The sequence below is a fragment of the Hydrogenophaga flava NBRC 102514 genome (assembly GCF_001571145.1).
Classification (GTDB): domain Bacteria; phylum Pseudomonadota; class Gammaproteobacteria; order Burkholderiales; family Burkholderiaceae_C; genus Hydrogenophaga; species Hydrogenophaga flava.
Genome location: NZ_BCTF01000017.1, coordinates 87,072 through 102,991, shown reverse-complemented (window position 1 = coordinate 102,991; position 15,920 = coordinate 87,072). Strand labels below are relative to the sequence as shown.

General features: G+C 64.6%; 14 protein-coding genes. 12 read left to right on the top strand and 2 right to left on the bottom strand.

All coding sequences use genetic code 11. The features are described from left to right. The first annotated feature begins 2 nt into the window (after positions 1 to 2). Genes HFL01S_RS15695 through HFL01S_RS15685 form a run of 3 tightly spaced genes read left to right on the top strand, consistent with a single transcriptional unit; the run spans position 3 to position 5,328 of the window. Positions 3 to 2,765 carry an ATP-binding protein gene (locus tag HFL01S_RS15695; RefSeq protein ID WP_066260352.1) on the top strand — a complete coding sequence of 921 codons (2,763 nt, stop codon included), beginning with the start codon at positions 3 to 5 and terminating at the stop codon, positions 2,763 to 2,765. Beyond that, positions 2,762 to 3,136, top strand: coding sequence for a response regulator transcription factor (locus HFL01S_RS15690; RefSeq protein ID WP_066260349.1), 375 nt, complete (start codon positions 2,762 to 2,764; stop codon positions 3,134 to 3,136). The genes HFL01S_RS15695 and HFL01S_RS15690 overlap by 4 nt, the downstream gene beginning before the upstream one ends. Further along, on the top strand, positions 3,133 to 5,328 hold the full coding sequence (locus tag HFL01S_RS15685) for a 3'-5' exonuclease (RefSeq protein ID WP_066260347.1): 2,196 nt from the start codon (positions 3,133 to 3,135) through the stop codon (positions 5,326 to 5,328). The genes HFL01S_RS15690 and HFL01S_RS15685 overlap by 4 nt, the downstream gene beginning before the upstream one ends. A gap of 19 nt (positions 5,329 to 5,347) precedes the next feature. Here the strand turns inward: HFL01S_RS15685 and HFL01S_RS15680 are convergent, their stop codons facing one another. Next, positions 5,348 to 7,213 carry a putative nucleotidyltransferase substrate binding domain-containing protein gene (locus HFL01S_RS15680; protein ID WP_218008637.1) on the bottom strand — a complete coding sequence of 622 codons (1,866 nt, stop codon included), beginning with the start codon at positions 7,211 to 7,213 and terminating at the stop codon, positions 5,348 to 5,350. 164 nt (positions 7,214 to 7,377) lie between these two features. Between HFL01S_RS15680 and HFL01S_RS15675 the strand changes: the two genes are divergently transcribed. From HFL01S_RS15675 to dnaB, 9 genes are all read left to right on the top strand, one after another. Continuing rightward, complete coding sequence (locus tag HFL01S_RS15675; protein WP_066260346.1) at positions 7,378 to 7,671, top strand: hypothetical protein; 294 nt, start codon at positions 7,378 to 7,380, stop codon at positions 7,669 to 7,671. Next, positions 7,671 to 8,246: a tetratricopeptide repeat protein gene (locus tag HFL01S_RS15670; RefSeq protein ID WP_066260441.1), complete on the top strand. Its 576-nt coding sequence runs from the start codon at positions 7,671 to 7,673 to the stop codon at positions 8,244 to 8,246. The genes HFL01S_RS15675 and HFL01S_RS15670 overlap by 1 nt, the downstream gene beginning before the upstream one ends. A gap of 152 nt (positions 8,247 to 8,398) precedes the next feature. After that, positions 8,399 to 8,659, top strand: coding sequence for a DUF4212 domain-containing protein (locus tag HFL01S_RS15665; protein WP_066260344.1), 261 nt, complete (start codon positions 8,399 to 8,401; stop codon positions 8,657 to 8,659). Positions 8,660 to 8,662: 3 nt separating this feature from the next. Further along, positions 8,663 to 10,774: a sodium:solute symporter family protein gene (locus HFL01S_RS15660; protein WP_066260340.1), complete on the top strand. Its 2,112-nt coding sequence runs from the start codon at positions 8,663 to 8,665 to the stop codon at positions 10,772 to 10,774. 153 nt (positions 10,775 to 10,927) lie between these two features. Beyond that, positions 10,928 to 11,317, top strand: coding sequence for a 30S ribosomal protein S6 (gene rpsF, locus HFL01S_RS15655; protein ID WP_066154575.1), 390 nt, complete (start codon positions 10,928 to 10,930; stop codon positions 11,315 to 11,317). Between the two features lie 9 nt (positions 11,318 to 11,326). Beyond that, entirely contained in the window at positions 11,327 to 11,632 is a 306-nt protein-coding gene (gene priB, locus HFL01S_RS15650; RefSeq protein WP_066260337.1) for a primosomal replication protein N, read from the top strand. A 12-nt stretch (positions 11,633 to 11,644) separates the two neighbouring features. Next, positions 11,645 to 11,926: a 30S ribosomal protein S18 gene (gene rpsR, locus HFL01S_RS15645; protein WP_066154570.1), complete on the top strand. Its 282-nt coding sequence runs from the start codon at positions 11,645 to 11,647 to the stop codon at positions 11,924 to 11,926. A 13-nt stretch (positions 11,927 to 11,939) separates the two neighbouring features. Beyond that, positions 11,940 to 12,392, top strand: coding sequence for a 50S ribosomal protein L9 (gene rplI / locus HFL01S_RS15640; RefSeq protein WP_066260335.1), 453 nt, complete (start codon positions 11,940 to 11,942; stop codon positions 12,390 to 12,392). Positions 12,393 to 12,565: 173 nt separating this feature from the next. Further along, positions 12,566 to 14,008 (top strand): replicative DNA helicase, encoded by a 1,443-nt coding sequence (gene dnaB / locus HFL01S_RS15635; protein ID WP_066260328.1) that lies wholly within the window; start codon positions 12,566 to 12,568, stop codon positions 14,006 to 14,008. Positions 14,009 to 14,074: 66 nt separating this feature from the next. Here dnaB and HFL01S_RS15630 read toward each other — a convergent pair whose 3' ends face one another. Then, a complete protein-coding gene (locus HFL01S_RS15630; protein ID WP_066260324.1) occupies positions 14,075 to 15,811 on the bottom strand; it encodes a PhoH family protein in 1,737 nt (578 codons plus the stop codon). Positions 15,812 to 15,920: the final 109 nt, after the last annotated feature.

Below are 15,920 nucleotides of genomic sequence, written 5' to 3'. Positions count from 1 at the left end.
CCATGCTGTCTGCCCCGCTGGTCATCGGTGTTTCCTTTGCCTACCTGCTGCTGCTGTTTGCGGTGGCCTACTGGGGCGACTGCCGCGCGCAGGCGGGGCGCTCGGTCATCGGCAACGCCTGGGTCTATGCGTTGTCCATGGCCGTCTATTGCACGGCCTGGACCTACTTCGGCAGCGTCGGCCGCGCCGCCAGTTCGGGCGTGTGGTTCCTGCCGATCTACCTGGGGCCCATGCTGGCCATGGTCCTGGCCTGGATGGTGGTGCGCAAGATGATCCGCATCGCGCGCACCTACCGCATCACCTCCATCGCCGACTTCATCGCCAGCCGCTACGGCAAGAGCCCGCTGCTGGCCGGGCTGGTGACGCTGATCACGCTGGTGGGCATCGTTCCCTACATCGCGCTGCAGCTCAAGGCGATTGCCAGCGGTTACGCGGTGCTCACCTCGCCGCTGGGCGAGGCGGCGGCGCCGCCGCAGCAGTGGTGGCGCGACAGCACGCTCTATGTGGCGCTGGCGCTGGCGGGGTTCACCATGGTGTTCGGCGCACGGCACCTGGACAGCACCGAACGCCACGAAGGCATGGTGGCGGCGATCGCCTTCGAGTCGGTGGTCAAGCTGGTGGCGTTTCTCGCGGTGGGGCTGTTCGTCGCCTACGGGCTGTACGACGGGCTGGGTGACCTGTTTGAAAAGGCGCGGGCGCAGGAGTCCATGCATCGGCTGCTGCAGTTTGACCAGGGCCAGCCCTTCGCCTACGCCCAGTGGACCGGGCAGACCCTGCTGGCCATGCTGTCGGTGCTCTTCCTGCCGCGCCAGTTCCAGGTCATGGTGGTGGAGAACGTTCGCGAGCAGCACCTGCGCCGCGCGGTCTGGGTGTTCCCGCTGTACCTGTTGCTGATCAACCTGTTCGTGTTGCCCATTGCCATCGGCGGCCTGATGCATTTCGGCCCGGAGCGCATGGACCCGGAAACCTTCGTGCTGTCGCTGCCTTTGTCCGAAGGCTTGAATGGTCTGGCGCTGCTGGCCTTCGTTGGTGGGCTGTCGGCCGCCACGGGCATGGTGATCGTCGAGGCCATCGCGGTGTCGACCATGCTGTGCAACGACCTGGTGATGCCGCTGCTGCTGCGCAGCCACCGCGTCGGCATGCGCTCGGCCTCCGACCTCACCGGGCTGCTGCTGCTGATCCGGCGGCTGGCCATCCTGCTGATCCTGCTGCTGGGGTACCTGTATTTCCACCTGGCGGGCGAGGCCTACGCGCTGGTGAGCATCGGCCTGATCAGCTTTGCCGCGGTGGCGCAGTTTGCACCCGCGATGCTGGGCGGCATGTACTGGAAGGGGGGGACGCAGCGCGGCGCGCTGGCAGGTCTGGTGCTGGGCTTCGGCTTCTGGGCCTACACGCTGATGCTGCCCTCGCTGGCGAAGTCGGGCTGGCTGCCAGGCGGATTTCTGGAGCATGGTCTGTTCGGTTGGACATGGATCAAACCCGAGGCCTTTCTGGGTCTGAGCGGACTCGACAACCTGACCCACTCGCTGTTCTGGAGCCTGCTGGCCAACGTCGGGGGCTATGTGGCGGTGTCGCTCTGGCGGGCACCGTCGGCGGCGGAGACCAGCCAGGCGCTGCTGTTCGTGGACGTGTTCCACCGCACCGAGGGCGCACGCCCGGTGTTCTGGCAGGGGCGCGCTCAGGTGTCCGAGCTGCAGGCCCTGATGGTGCGGTTCCTGGGAGCGGCCCGGGCCGCCCAGCTGCTTCAGGCGCATGCGCGCGACCGCGGCGTGGGGCAGGTGGCCGACATCCCGGCCGACGCGCGGCTGGTGCAATTTGTGGAAACGCAGCTGGCGGGCGCTATCGGCAGCGCATCGGCCCGGGTGATGGTGGCCTCCGTGGCCGAGGAGGAGCAGCTCGACCTCGACGACGTCATGCGCATCCTGGACGAGGCCTCGCAGCTGCGGGCCTACTCGACGGCGCTGGAGGAGAAATCGCAGTCCCTGGAGCGCGCCACCACCGAGCTGCGAGAGGCGAACGAGAAGCTGCAGAGCCTGGACCGTCTCAAGGACGACTTCATGTCGTCGGTGACACACGAGCTGCGCACGCCCTTGACATCGATCAGGGCGCTGTCGGAACTCATGAGGGACGATGACGCCATGGAGCTGGCGCAGCGGCAGCAGTTCCTGGGCATCATCGTGACCGAAGCCGAGCGCCTGAGCCGCCTGGTCAACCAGGTGCTGGACATGGCCAAGATCGAGGCCGGGCATGCGGAGTGGATCGTGGACGGGGTGGATCTGCGCGAGGTGGCCGAGCAGGCGGCCGACAGCATGGCCGAGATGTACCGGGAGCGAGGCGTGGCGCTGCAGCGGGAACTGGCCGGGCATGTGCCTCTGGTGGAGGCGGATGCCGACCGCCTGACCCAGGTGGTGCTGAACCTGCTGTCGAACGCGCTGAAGTACGCGCCGCGCGAGAACGGACAGGTGGTGTTGCGCCTGGACTGCGATGGTGGCAGCGTGCGCATCGAGGTGCAGGACAACGGCCCCGGCATTCCGCTGGACCAGCAGGCCATGGTGTTCGAGAAGTTCCGGCAGGTGGCCGGCGACGCACATTACCGGCCTGGTGGCACCGGGCTGGGGCTGCCGATCAGCCGCCAGATCGTCGAGCACTTCGGCGGTCGGATGTGGCTGCGGTCGGAACCGGGGCAGGGCGCCTGCTTCGGGTTCTCGCTGCCGTTGGCGGCCTGGCATGGACAGACAGAATCACCGAGGAGACAAGACACATGAGCACCAAGATCCTGATCGCCGACGACGAACCGAACATCCTGATCTCGCTGGAGTTCCTGATGAAGCGAGAGGGCTACGAGGTGGTGCTGGCGCGCGACGGCCAGGAGGCCATGGACGCCATCGTGCGCGAGCGCCCGGCGCTGGTGCTGCTGGACGTGATGATGCCCATCAAGACCGGCTTCGACGTCTGCTGCGAGGTGCGCGCCAACGAAGCGGTGCGCGACACGCTGATCGTCATGCTCACGGCCAAGGGGCGCGACACCGACGTGGCCAAGGGCCTCGCGCTGGGCGCCAACGCCTACATGACCAAACCGTTCTCGACCAAGGAGCTGGTGCAGAAAGTGCGGGAGCTGCTGGGGGGCGGCGCGTGAGTCTTCAGAAGAAGACCGACCCGCGCCTGTGGTGGCTGCTGGGCGCCGCCGCAGTGGCCTCCCTGCTGTGGCTGGGGGCGACCTTCGGCCTCATCGGCTCGGCCATGGAGGCGCAGGAGCGCCAGGCGGTGCTGCAGACCGTGGGAGACCGCCTGGTGCTGATCGTGCTGACCTGGGCGGCCGGCATGGGGGTGATCGGCTGGGGCCTCAAGCGCTGGTTCGACCTGTGGGTGACGCCCTCGGTGCAGCTGGCCGAAGAGGCCCAGGTGCTGCTCAGGACCGATGTGGTGCGTGAACTCACACCCAAGGGCAACGCCGAGACCCAGGTGCTGGTGGGCCTGTTCAACCAGCTGGTGACGCAGCGGGAAGACCTGCGCCGCGAGATGGACCACAAGGTGCACGAGGCGGCGCGCGGCATCGAGCAGGAGAAAAGCCGGCTGGCGGCGCTGATGTCGGAGCTCACCCAGAGCGTGGTGGTGTGCAATCTGGACGGGCGCATCCTGCTCTACAACAACCGGGCGCGCATGCAGTTCCGCGCACTGTCGCAGGCGCCCGGCGTGGCCGGCGGGGCCGAACTGATCGGGCTGGGCCGTTCGATCTACAGCGTGTTCGACCGCAAGCTGGTGGCGCATGCGCTCGAGAACATCCAGCAGCGCATGGCGCGCGGCGCCGCTCAGCCCTCGGCCCAGTTCGTCACCACCACACCGGCCGGGCAGCTGCTGCGGGTGCAGATGGCGCCGGTGCGTGCGCCGTCTGGCGAGGGCGCCGATGGGTCGGGTTCTGCGTTGACCGGATTTGTGCTCATGCTGGACAACATCACACGCGAGTTCGAGGTCGAGGCGGCCAAGGACCAGGTGCTGCACACGCTCACCGAGCGCAGCCGGGCGGCGCTGGCCAATATGCAGGCGGCGCTGGACATGCTCGACTACCCCGACCTGGACGCGGCCATGCGCGAGCGCTTCCTCGGGGTGATCCGCGACGAGACCGGCGCCCTGAGCCGGCGCATCGGCGACCTGGAGGCTGGCTCGGCCGACAGCCTCAAGACCCGCTGGCCCCTGGAGGACATGCTGGGCGCCGACTTCGTGACGGCGGCGCTCAGGCGCATCGAGGTGGCGACCTCTGTGCCAATGTCGGCCGCCGAGGTGGACGGCGCGCTGTGGTTGCGAATCGAGAGCTTCTCGCTGATCCAATCCCTGGTGTACTTGGCGGGGCGCCTGTCCGACGAGTTCGAGGTGCGCTTTGTGCAGCTGCGCCTGCAGCCGGCTTCCGGCTCGGCGGGCAAGGCCTGGCTGGACCTGATCTGGAGCGGTCAGGCCATGAGCACCGAGACCGTGATGAGCTGGGAGCTGGACCCGATGAAGGTCGGCGGCGAAACCCTGCGGCTGACGGTGCGCGACGTGGTCGAGCGGCACAACGGTGCCTTCTGGTTCGAGCGCGAGCGCATCCGCCACCAGGCCTTTTTTCGCTTCCTGCTGCCGCTTGCCCGCCCGCAGGAGCAGGTGGATGCCGCCACCTTCGTGCGCAGCGACAGCCGCCCGGAGTACTACGACTTCGACCTGTTCAAGACGACCGAGCAGACACGCTCGATGGACGACCGCCTGCTGACCGAGCTGACCTACACCGTGTTCGACACCGAAACCACGGGGCTGAACCCATCGCAGGGCGACGAGATCATCCAGATCGGCGCTGCTCGCCTGGTGAACAACAAGCTGCTGCGCCAGGAGTGCTTCGAGCAGCTGGTGGACCCGAAGCGCCCGATCCCGCCGGCCACCATCCCGATCCACGGCATCCAGCCCGAGATGGTGGTGGGCCAGCCGACCATCGACCAGGTGCTTCCGGCCTTCCACGCGTTCGCGCAGGACACGGTGCTGGTGGCGCACAACGCGGCGTTCGACATGCGCTTCCTGCAGCTCAAGGAAGGGCAGACCGGCGTGGTGTTCGACCAGCCCGTGCTGGACACGCTGCTGCTGTCGGCGGTCATCCACCCGAGCCAGGACTCCCACCGGCTGGAGGCGATTGCGGAGCGCTTCAACGTCACCGTCATCGGGCGCCACACCGCGATGGGCGACGCCATGGTGACGGCCGAGGTGTTCCTCAAGCTGATCCCGCTGCTGGCCGAAAAAGGCATCCACACCCTGGGCCAGGCGCGCGAGGCCGCGCAGCAGACGTACTACGCCCGGCTGAAGTACTGACCGCCCGCCGCGCGCGGGGTCACATCCTGTACCGCTGGGCCAGCACGCCCTGCAGCGAGGCCACCACGGCGAACGCGTCCTTGAGCTGGGTGCGCTCGAAATTGGAGATCTCGTCGGGGTTGAGGAAGTTGTCGGGGTTCTGGCCTGCGGTGATCTGGCGCGCCTGGTGCTGGATGCGCAGAAAGGCCAGGAACTCCAGGGCATCGCGCAGGTCGCGGGCACTCTGCTCGCTGATGGCGCCTCCCGTGGCAGCGCCGAGCAGGCGATCGTGCGTGTTCACCGCGCTGTCGCCGCCCGCGAGCGCATAGACACGGGCCAGGTCGACGATGGGCACGATGCCGCTGTGCTTGAGGTCGATCGTTCCCTTGTGCTCACCGCTGCGGATGGTGGTGAGCCCCTTGAACATGCCCAGTGGCGGCTGGTGCTGGAGCGCGTTGCCGACCATGTAGGCCAGAAAGATGCTGTTGCCCTGGGTGCGCTGCAGGACGTCCCGCCGCAGCTTGTCGAGCATCTCCAAGTTGCCGTGGATGCCCCGCAGGTCGAAGAACACGCAGGTCAGCATCAGCGACTTCGGATCGGGCTGGCCGGTCCAGCGCGCGAAGTACTCCATCCACTTGCGCCGCGGCTGCCGCCACTCGTCCGTCATCGCCATCATCTCGCCCGGGCAGTGGACGTAGCCACAGGCATCAAGCCCGTCGCAGACGAAGGTCGACAGCGCCTTGAAGTAGGCCCCGTGCCGCGCCTCGTCGTAGGCATCGTCGAGCACCATGCAGTTGTCCTGGTCGGACTTGGCGGTTTGCTCGTTGCGGGCCTGCGAACCTGCTGCCACCCACACATAGTCGACCGGGGCCGGTCCGAGCTGTGCTTCGCCCAGCTGCAGCAGCCGGCTGGTGATCGCGTCGGTGATGGCGGTGACGATATGACCGGTGCTGTGGGCTGAGGCCTCCGCCGCGGCCAGGTTCTGCTGCAGGCGCCGGACCTTGCCGGCCACCGCCTGCAGGCCTTCGAGCGTGGTCTGCTTGTAGATGTCGCCCGCCAGGTAGACGGCCGAGGTGCTGTGCTGCTCGGTCAGGTCGGTGGCGGTGATCATGCCCACGATGCGCTGGCCGTCGAGCACCGGCACATGGTGGATGTTGTGGCGAGCCATCAGCAGCAGGGCGTCGAACGCCGGGCTGTGCACGTCGATGCTCATGGGCGCAAGGGTGGCGATGTCGGCAATGGGGCGCGAGGTGTCGAGCCCGGCTGCGATCACGCGGTTGCGCAGGTCGCGGTCGGTGATGAGGCCGAACAGCAGGCCTTGCTCGACGATCAGCACCGAAGACACGCGCCGGTCGCTCATCACCAGGGCCGCTTCGCGGATGCTGGTCTGAGGCGACAGCGTGACCGGCTCGCGCTTGATCAGGGCGCGCACCGGTGTGGTCATGAGGTTGAGGGCGCGGTCGCTCGACCCGCCTCCAACAACCCTGGCGCCGGGTGCCAGCCTGGAGGTGTCGGGGACGGGGCCGAGGAAATAGGCCAGTCCCGGTGTTTCGCGGCACAGGGTCTGCACCGTGAGTGCGTCCAGCCGGGCGCAGGTCACGGCTGTTGTGGCCCTGGCACCAGTGATACCCAGCGCATCGCCGAGGCCAAGGCCGAACAGGTCACCGGCCTGCAGACCCAGTACGCCGTCGCCATCTGCATCGATCAGATCCGCCTGGCCTTCGAGCAGCCAGTACAGGTGGTCTGCGAACCGTTCGCCTCCGGTCAGCCGTTCGCCGGCCGACACCTGTACCGTGACCAGGGCCTTTGCGAGGGACGCCCTCGTCGGTGGCGCCAGCATGCCCAGAACCCGGTGGTTCTCCAGCGCGCGGGCCAGCAAGCTGGAAGAGGAGGATGCGTGGTCCATGGCGCAACGATTGTGTGACGGGGTGAACCGATCCTACATCCGGGCCAAGGCAGGGCAGGGTAAACCCTCTCGGTGTTTGACCGGGGGCAGTACTTGTCGGACAAGTTTGTAAGGAGTTGGTAAGTTACCAAATCAGAATGGGCCCACCGTTACACGATCCTTACATGCTCACGCTCATCCTCGCCATCAAACTGATTGCCGAAATCGCCCTCATGGCGCTGTTCGGGCAATGGGTGCTCGGGCTGCTTGCGGGGGAGCGCAAGTCGACCAACCTGTTCTATCAGGTGCTTGAACAGATCGGGCGGCCCTTTGTGCTGCTGGCCCGCTTCATCACGCCACGTTTCGTGCTGGAACGCCACCACCCTCTGGTGGCGTTTCTGCTGTTGGGGCTGGTCTGGGTGGGCGCCACTGTGGCCAAGATCTCCCATTGCGTGAAGATCGGAGTGCAGCTGTGCTGATGAAGAATGCCCTCGAAGACTGGTATGTGCGCTGGCAGGTCCGCCTGCTGTTGCTGGCCGGACAGAAGACGCAGGCTCTGGCCCGCATCGAGCGCCATCTGGCATTGCACCCGGACAACGCCTATGCCCTGGCGACCCGGGCCCACCTGCAGGCCGAGCTGGGGGACAAGTCTGGTGCCATTGACTCGATTGAGCGGCTGGTCAAGCTGCAACCGAGGCAGGCTTCGGCCTGGTTCAACCTGGGATTTCTGCGGGAAGAGGTGGGACGGCTGGAACAGGCCGAAGAGGCCTTTCGTCGGGCCACCGACATCGACCCCCAACTGGATCGCGCCTGGTATGGCCTGGCGCTGTGCCTGATCCGCCTGCGTCGTTTCGACGACGCCGTGGTGGCTCTGCGCAAGAACACCGAATTGCAACCCATGAGTCCTTACGGCTGGTACCAACTGGCCCGGGTTCATGTCGACCGGCAAGAGCCCGAAGAGGCGGCGAAGATCATTCGTCACCTCAAGAAGTTCGAGCCGAAAGTGGCGGCACAGCTCGAACGCGAGACGGGTCTGGGCGTTGCCTCGACCTGAATGTCTGCCGGCGGCATGCCGGCGGACATTCTTCTGGCGCTGGTGCTGTGACGCGAGTTTGCTCACGCACGGGTCGGTTGCAAGCCACCGTAAGGAGACGGGTGGCGCCCGTGATCTGCCCGAAAGGGTGTTCTTGAAAAGAGGTCGATGCCATGGAATTGACTGAGAACCACCGCCGATACTGGCGGAAAAACCTGAACATCACGGCCGTATTGCTAGCAATCTGGTTCGTGGTGACCTTCGTTGTGAGCTACTTTGCCCGCGATCTGAGCTTCAACTTCTTCGGTTGGCCGTTCAGTTTCTGGATGGGGGCGCAGGGTGCGCTGGTGGTGTACTGCCTGATCATCGGGTACTACGCCTGGTACATGAACCGCCTTGACATCGAGCACGGTGTCGAAGAAACCGAGGAGTGAACCATGGCAGGCATGTTTGAAACTGCAGGCGCTGCGGGAGGCTCCAACAAGGCCTTCAAGCAGCAGCTCAACAAGGTCTACAAGTGGTACACGGGAGGCTTCTTTGTCTTCGTGATCACGCTGGCCATCCTCGAACAGATGGGGCTGTCCCGCGAGTGGATCGGCTTCATCTTCCTGCTCGCGACCATCGGTCTGTATGCCGGCATCGGCATCATGAGCCGCACGACAGACGCGGCGGAGTACTACGTGGCAGGGCGCCGGGTGCCCGCGGTCTACAACGGCATGGCGACCGGTGCCGACTGGATGTCGGCGGCGTCGTTCATCGGCATGGCCGGCACGCTCTACCTCACGGGCTACAGCGGCTTGGCCTTCATCATGGGCTGGACGGGCGGCTACTGCCTGGTGGCGCTGTTCCTGGCGCCGTACCTGCGCAAGTTCGGCCAGTTCACCATTCCCGACTTTCTGGGTGAGCGCTACGGCGGCAACCTGCCGCGTTTCATCGGCATCGTGGCGGCCATCCTCTGCTCGTTCACCTACGTGGTGGCGCAGATCTATGGCGTGGGCCTGATCACGTCGCGCCTGACCGGTGTGGCCTTCGAGCTGGGCATTTTCCTGGGACTGGGCGGCATTCTGGTCTGCTCGTTCCTGGGCGGCATGCGCGCGGTGACCTGGACCCAGGTGGCCCAATACATCATCCTGATCGTGGCCTACATGATCCCGGTGGTGTGGCTGTCGGTGAAGCAGACCAGCGTGCCCGTGCCTCAGGCGATCTACGGCTTCCAGCTGGAGAAGGTCACGGCCAAGGAAAAGCTGCTGACCAACGACGCCAAGGAACTGGAGGTGCGCGAGATCTACAAGAAGCGCGCCGCTGATCTCGACGCCAAGCTCAAGGACCCCGCCAACGCGCTGGCCGCAGACAAAGCCGCTGCCGAGGCCAAGCTGGCCGAGTTGCGCGCCGCCAACGCACCCGCTGCGGACATTGCCGCTGCCGAGAAGGCGCTGGCAGCGGTGCCCAAGGACGAGGCGGCCGCCAAGAAGGCTTGGACTGCAGCGAAGACGGCTGCTGAAAACAAGGCCAAGCCGCTCAACGGCATGCCCGCCCATGCAGCACAGTTCTCGGGCGATCCGAACGGCGACGAGAAAGCCCAGAAGACCTACAACGAGTCTCGGCGCAACTTCCTAGCCCTGATCTTCTGCCTGATGATCGGCACGGCCGCCTTGCCCCACATCCTCATGCGGTACTACACAGTGCCCAGCGTGAAGGAGGCTCGACAGTCGGTGACCTGGTCGCTGTTCTTCATCTTCCTGCTGTATTTCACGGCGCCTGCGCTGGCGGTGCTGGTCAAGTATGAGGTGTTCCACGTACTGATCGGTACGCCGTTTGACCAGTTGCCCCAGTGGGTGGCCGCGTGGAGCAAAGTGGATGCGTCGCTGCTGTCGGTCACCGACATCAACAAGGACAACATCCTGCAGCTCAACGAGATGAGCATCGGCGGCGACATCATCGTGCTGGCTACGGCCGAAATCGGTGGCCTTCCGTACGTGATCTCGGGTCTGGTGGCGGCGGGTGGTCTGGCCGCGGCACTGTCGACTGCCGACGGCCTGCTGCTGACGATCGCCAACGCGCTGTCGCACGACCTGTACTACAAGATGATCGACCCGAACGCCTCCACGGCGCGCCGGGTGACCATCTCGAAGATGCTGCTGCTGATCGTCGCACTGGCAGCGGCCTATGTCGCGGCGCAGAAACCGGCGGACATCCTGTTCCTGGTGTCGGCGGCGTTCTCTTTCGCCGCAGCGGCGTTCTTCCCGGCCCTGGTGCTCGGCATCTTCTGGAAACGCGCCACCGGTATCGCCGCCTCCCTGGGCATGGTCGCAGGTCTGGGTATTACCTTCTACTACATGGTGACTACCCAGCCCTGGCTGCGCGGCATCTTCGGTGTGACCTCGCCGATTGAGCTCTGGTATGGCATCCAGCCGATCTCGGCCGGTGTCTTCGGTGTGCCGATTGGTTTTCTGGTGATCATTGTGGTCAGCCTGATCACGCCGGCACCGAGTCGAAAGATCCAGGAGCTGGTGGAGCATGTCCGCTATCCGAACCTGAAGCTCGGCTGATCGTCATCACCAGCCCGCCGGCATGGCTGGCAGGCTGGTCCCCAGGGCGGGTCGCACTTGCGGCCCGCCTTTTTTGTTAGAATCATGGGCTTCGCCTTGCCGCACCCCGTGTTGACGCCGGAGGCGGCTGTTTTTCATCCACAAGGAGAGTCCATGCGTCATTACGAAATCGTTTTGCTGATCCACCCGGATCAAAGCGAACAAGTTCCGGCCATGCTGGAGCGCTACAAGGGCATGATCACCACCGGTGGTGGCAAGATCCATCGCGTTGAAGACTGGGGTCGCCGTCAGCTGGCCTATCAGATCAACAAGCTGTCCAAGGCCCACTACCTGTGCGTCAACATCGAAGCCGATCAGGCTGTGATGAGCGAACTGGAACACGCGTTCAAGTTCAACGACGCCGTGCTGCGCCACCTGACCGTGCAGAAGAAGAAGGCCGAAACCGGTCCTTCGAGCATGATGAAGGCGGTCGAGCGCGAGGAAGCCCGCAAGCTGGCTGCGCCCGAGCAGCGCGAAGGTCGCGAGCAGCGCGCCGAGGCCTGATTCCGGAGCGTGACGTCGCCAACGGGCATCAACCGGTTTGAACTGTCGGCCGCGGTGGTGCAGGTCCAAAGCCTGCGCTACACACCAGCTGGCATACCTGCCGTCAACCTCGTGCTGGAGCATGAGTCCACGGTGGTCGAACTGGATGTCCCGCGAAGCGTGAAGCTGCAACTCAAGGCTGTCGCATTCGGTGCGTTGGCCGAGACACTCTCAAGGCAAAGCCTGGAGATGACGGGCAGGTTTCAGGGCTTCGTGGCCAACTCGCGCAACGGCAAAGGCGTTGTGTTCCATATCCAAGATTTCAGCAAGACATAGGAAAGGCCCATCATGGCTGCACCGAAACGTTTCAACAAAGACAAGCGCCCCAAGCGCAACACCCAATCGCTGCTGTTCAAGCGCAAGCGCTTCTGCCGCTTCACCGTCGCTGGTGTGGAAGAGGTCGACTACAAGGACGTGGACGTCCTGCGCGACTTCATCTCCGAAAACGGCAAGATCATTCCTGCCCGCCTGACCGGCACCCGCGCCATCTACCAGCGCCAGGTGACCACCGCCATCAAGCGCGCCCGCTTCCTGGCCATGCTGCCGTACAGCGACCAGCATCGCGTCTGATAGGGAGATTCACATGCAAATCATTCTGCTCGACAAAGTTGTCAACCTCGGCGCCCTGGGCGATGTGGTCAAGGTCAAGGACGGCTATGCCCGCAACTTCCTGATCCCCGCCGGCCGTGCACGCCGTGCCACTCAAGCCGCCGTGGCCGAGTTCGAAGCCCGCCGCGCCGATCTGGAAAAGGCCGCTGCGGCCAAGCTCGCCGAAGCCCAAGCCCTGGGTGAGAAGATCGCCGGCGTGAACCTGAAGCTGAGCCAGAAGGCCGGTGTGGACGGTCGTCTGTTTGGTTCCGTCACCAACCACGATGTGTCCGAAGAGCTGAACAAGCAGGGCTTCGCTGTGGCAAAGTCCCAGGTGCGCATGCCCAATGGCCCGCTCAAGACCGTTGGCGAGTACACCGTCAGCGTCAACCTGCACACCGATGTCACGGTCGACTTGGCCGTCACGGTGCTGGGCGAAACCGCCTGATCTTCCGGACGGCTGCTGCCGTCCCGCAAAGGCCGCTGCCTCCGGGTCAGCGGCCTTTTTTCTTGCGCAGGGTTTTCCCGCGCCATCCCCAGACTTTGCACGCTTTGTCCACAGACTTGTCCCATGACAGTCCGCTGGGTCGGGCGTACCATTTCAGGATTCACAGGAACACCATGGCAGACGTCTTTTCCACCCCGTTTTCTTCTTTCGACGCTGGACTGGACGAGGTGGGTTTCTCCCCAGACCAGCAACTGGCCCAGTTGCGGGTACCCCCGCACTCGATTGAGGCCGAATCCAGCGTGCTGGGAGGGCTCTTGCTGGACAACGGCGCCTGGGACCGCGTGGCCGACCTGATCAACGACTCGGACTTCTACCGCTACGAGCATCGTCTGACGTTTTCGGCCATAGCGGCACTGGTCAACGCCAGCAAGCCCGCCGACGTAGTGACGGTGTACGAGCACCTGCAGAACCTGGGCAAGGCAGACGAGGCGGGGGGCCTGGCGTACCTCAACTCGCTGGCGCAGTACGTGCCCAGCGCGGCCAACATTCGTCGCTACGCCGAGATCGTCCGCGAGCGCGCCATCCTGCGCAAGCTGGTCGCAGCCAGCGATGAGATCGCCACCAACGCGTTCAACCCGCAGGGGCGGCCAGTCGCCAAGATCCTGGACGAGGCGGAGCAGAAGATTTTCAAGATTGGCGAGGAAGGCTCGCGGATGAAGGAGGGCTTCCAGGGCATGGACACCCTGGTGGTGGATCTGCTGGACCGTGTGCAGGAGATGGCAGACAACCCCAACGACATCACTGGGGTGCCCACAGGCTTCATTGACTTGGACCGCATGACCTCGGGTCTGCAGGCCGGCGATCTGGTGGTGCTGGCTGCCCGACCGTCCATGGGCAAGACTGCGTTCGCCATCAACATCGCAGAGCATGTAGCGCTCAATGAAGGGCTGCCGGTGGCGGTGTTCTCCATGGAAATGGGGGCCTCCCAGCTGGCGGTGCGTATCGTCGGCTCCATTGGCCGCATCAACCAGGGGCACCTGCGCACGGGCAAGCTGACCGACGACGAGTGGCCACGCCTGACCGAGGCGATCGAGAAGCTGCGCAACGTGTCGTTGCACATCGACGAAACCCCGGGCCTCACGCCCAGCGAGCTGCGTGCCAACGCTAGGCGCCTGGCGCGCCAATGCGGCAAGCTGGGACTGATCGTGGTCGACTATCTGCAGCTGATGAGCGGCTCCAGCACCTCGGGCGGTGACAACCGGGCGACCGAGCTGGGCGAGATTTCGCGGGGTCTGAAGATGCTGGCCAAGGAGTTGCAGTGTCCGGTGATTGCGTTGTCGCAGCTCAACCGCTCGGTGGAGCAGAGGACTGACAAACGTCCCATGATGTCCGACCTGCGTGAATCCGGTGCCATCGAGCAGGACGCGGACATCATCATGTTCATCTACCGCGACGAGTACTACAACCGCGAAACCTGCAAGGAGCCGGGTGTGGCCGAGATCATCATTGGCAAGCAGCGCAATGGTCCTACCGGGACTTGCAAGCTGGCCTTCCTAAACATGCTGACCCGCTTCGAGACACTGGCTGGTGGCGGTATGGGTGGGGACGACTACTGATAGCGAATGCCCGCACATTCGTAAAAAAGCCCGACAGAGTCGGGCTTTTTGTCGTGCGCACCGGCCTTACAAGATCTCAGAGGCAAAGTCGGCGAGTCGCGAGCGCTCGCCGCGCGCCAGGGTGATGTGCCCCCCGTGCGGCCAACCCTTGAAGCGGTCAACCGCATAGGTCAGCCCGGAGGAGCCTTCAGTGAGGTAGGGAGTATCGATCTGGGCCAGATTGCCCATGCAGATGATTTTGGTGCCCGGACCGGCGCGGGTGATCAGGGTCTTCATCTGCTTGGGCGTCAGGTTCTGCGCTTCGTCGATGATGACGTACTTGTTCATGAAGGTGCGGCCGCGCATGAAGTTCATGCTCTTGACCTTGATGCGGCTGCGGATCAGTTCGTTGGTGGCGGCTCGGCCCCATTCCCCTGCGCCTCCGGCATCGCCCTTGGCGAGAAACTCGAGGTTGTCGTCCAGGGCTCCCATCCAGGGGCCCATCTTCTCTTCCTCGGTGCCGGGCAGAAAACCGATGTCCTCGCCCACGCTGACGGTGGCGCGGGTCATGATGATTTCGGTGTAGCGGCGGTCGTCCAGCACTTGGGTCAGTCCGCTAGCCAAGGCCATCAGCGTTTTGCCGGTCCCGGCGGTGCCGGCCAGGGTGACGAAGTCGATCTCCGGGTCCATCAGCAGGTTGAGTGCGAAGTTCTGCTCGCGGTTTCGGCTGGTGACGCCCCAGATCGCGTTCTTGAGGTGGGTGTAGTCCTTGAGGGTCTTGAGAACGGCTGTCTTGTCGCGGATCTCGGTCACTCGCGCGTAGAGCGAGGGCTCGCCCGGCGCTTCAAAGTAGACGAACTGGTTGATGTGGAACTGCGTAACCGCCGGTCCGCTGACGCGGTAGAAGGTGTGGCTGCCACTCTGCCAGCTTTCGATGGTCTTGCTCTGGCGGGTCCAGAAGTCCTGCGGCAGTGCCAGGGCCCCCGAGTACAGCAGTTCGCCGTCGTCCAGTGTCTTGTCGTTCTGGTAGTCATCTGCGGCGAGACCCAGAGCACGGGCCTTGACCCGCATGTTGATGTCTTTGGACACCAGAATGACTTCCCGCTGCGGGTACTTGTCACGCAGAGCTTGCACCACACCCAGAATCTGGTTGTCCGCCTTGCCTTGGGGCAGGCTGGTCGGCAGTTGGGTGTCCAGAGGTTCTGTCTGGAAGAAGAGCAAGCCACGTGCGGATGTGTTGCCGGTGGCAGACAGCTTCAGGCCTTTGGTCATGTCACCGCCCGTCTGGGCAGCGAGCGCGTCCAGCGTGCGGCTGGTCTGACGGCCATTGCGCGCGACTTCGGTCATTCCCTTCTTGTGACCGTCGAGTTCTTCGAGCACGATCATCGGCAGGTAGATGTCGTGTTCTTCGAAGCGGAACAGGCTCATCGGGTCGTGCAGCAGCACGTTGGTGTCCAGCACAAACAGCCGGGCAGGACCATTGGTCGCTGTTGCCTTGGGCAATTTGCGACGCAACGGTTCGACCGGATTGGCGGGGGCCGTCTCGGGTAGCTTTTCCGTGCGCGTCACTGGCGCAATCGGCGCAGACGTCTCGGCCTTTTCAGAGGCCGATGTAGCGCGAGGACTGGTACTGCTGGCCGTTTTCGCCTTTTTCTTGTTCCCACTGGGAGGGACAGAGGGTGATGTGTGACGGGGCTCCTTATGCAGGGATGGCGCAGGGGCGGACGCCGGGAATTCGTCAAAGCTGTCGTCGCTGGCTTTCAGGCTGTAGGCCTCGGGAGCAAGCAGGGCGGCACGTTTGGATGGAGCGGGGGGCAGTGGCATGTGGGCGAAGGTTCAGCGCGGACCGGAAAACGAAAAAGCCGCCAGGAAAACCGGGCGGCTTTGCATGAGGCAAGGCAATCGGAGAGACGTGTGTTCAATCGGTCTGACC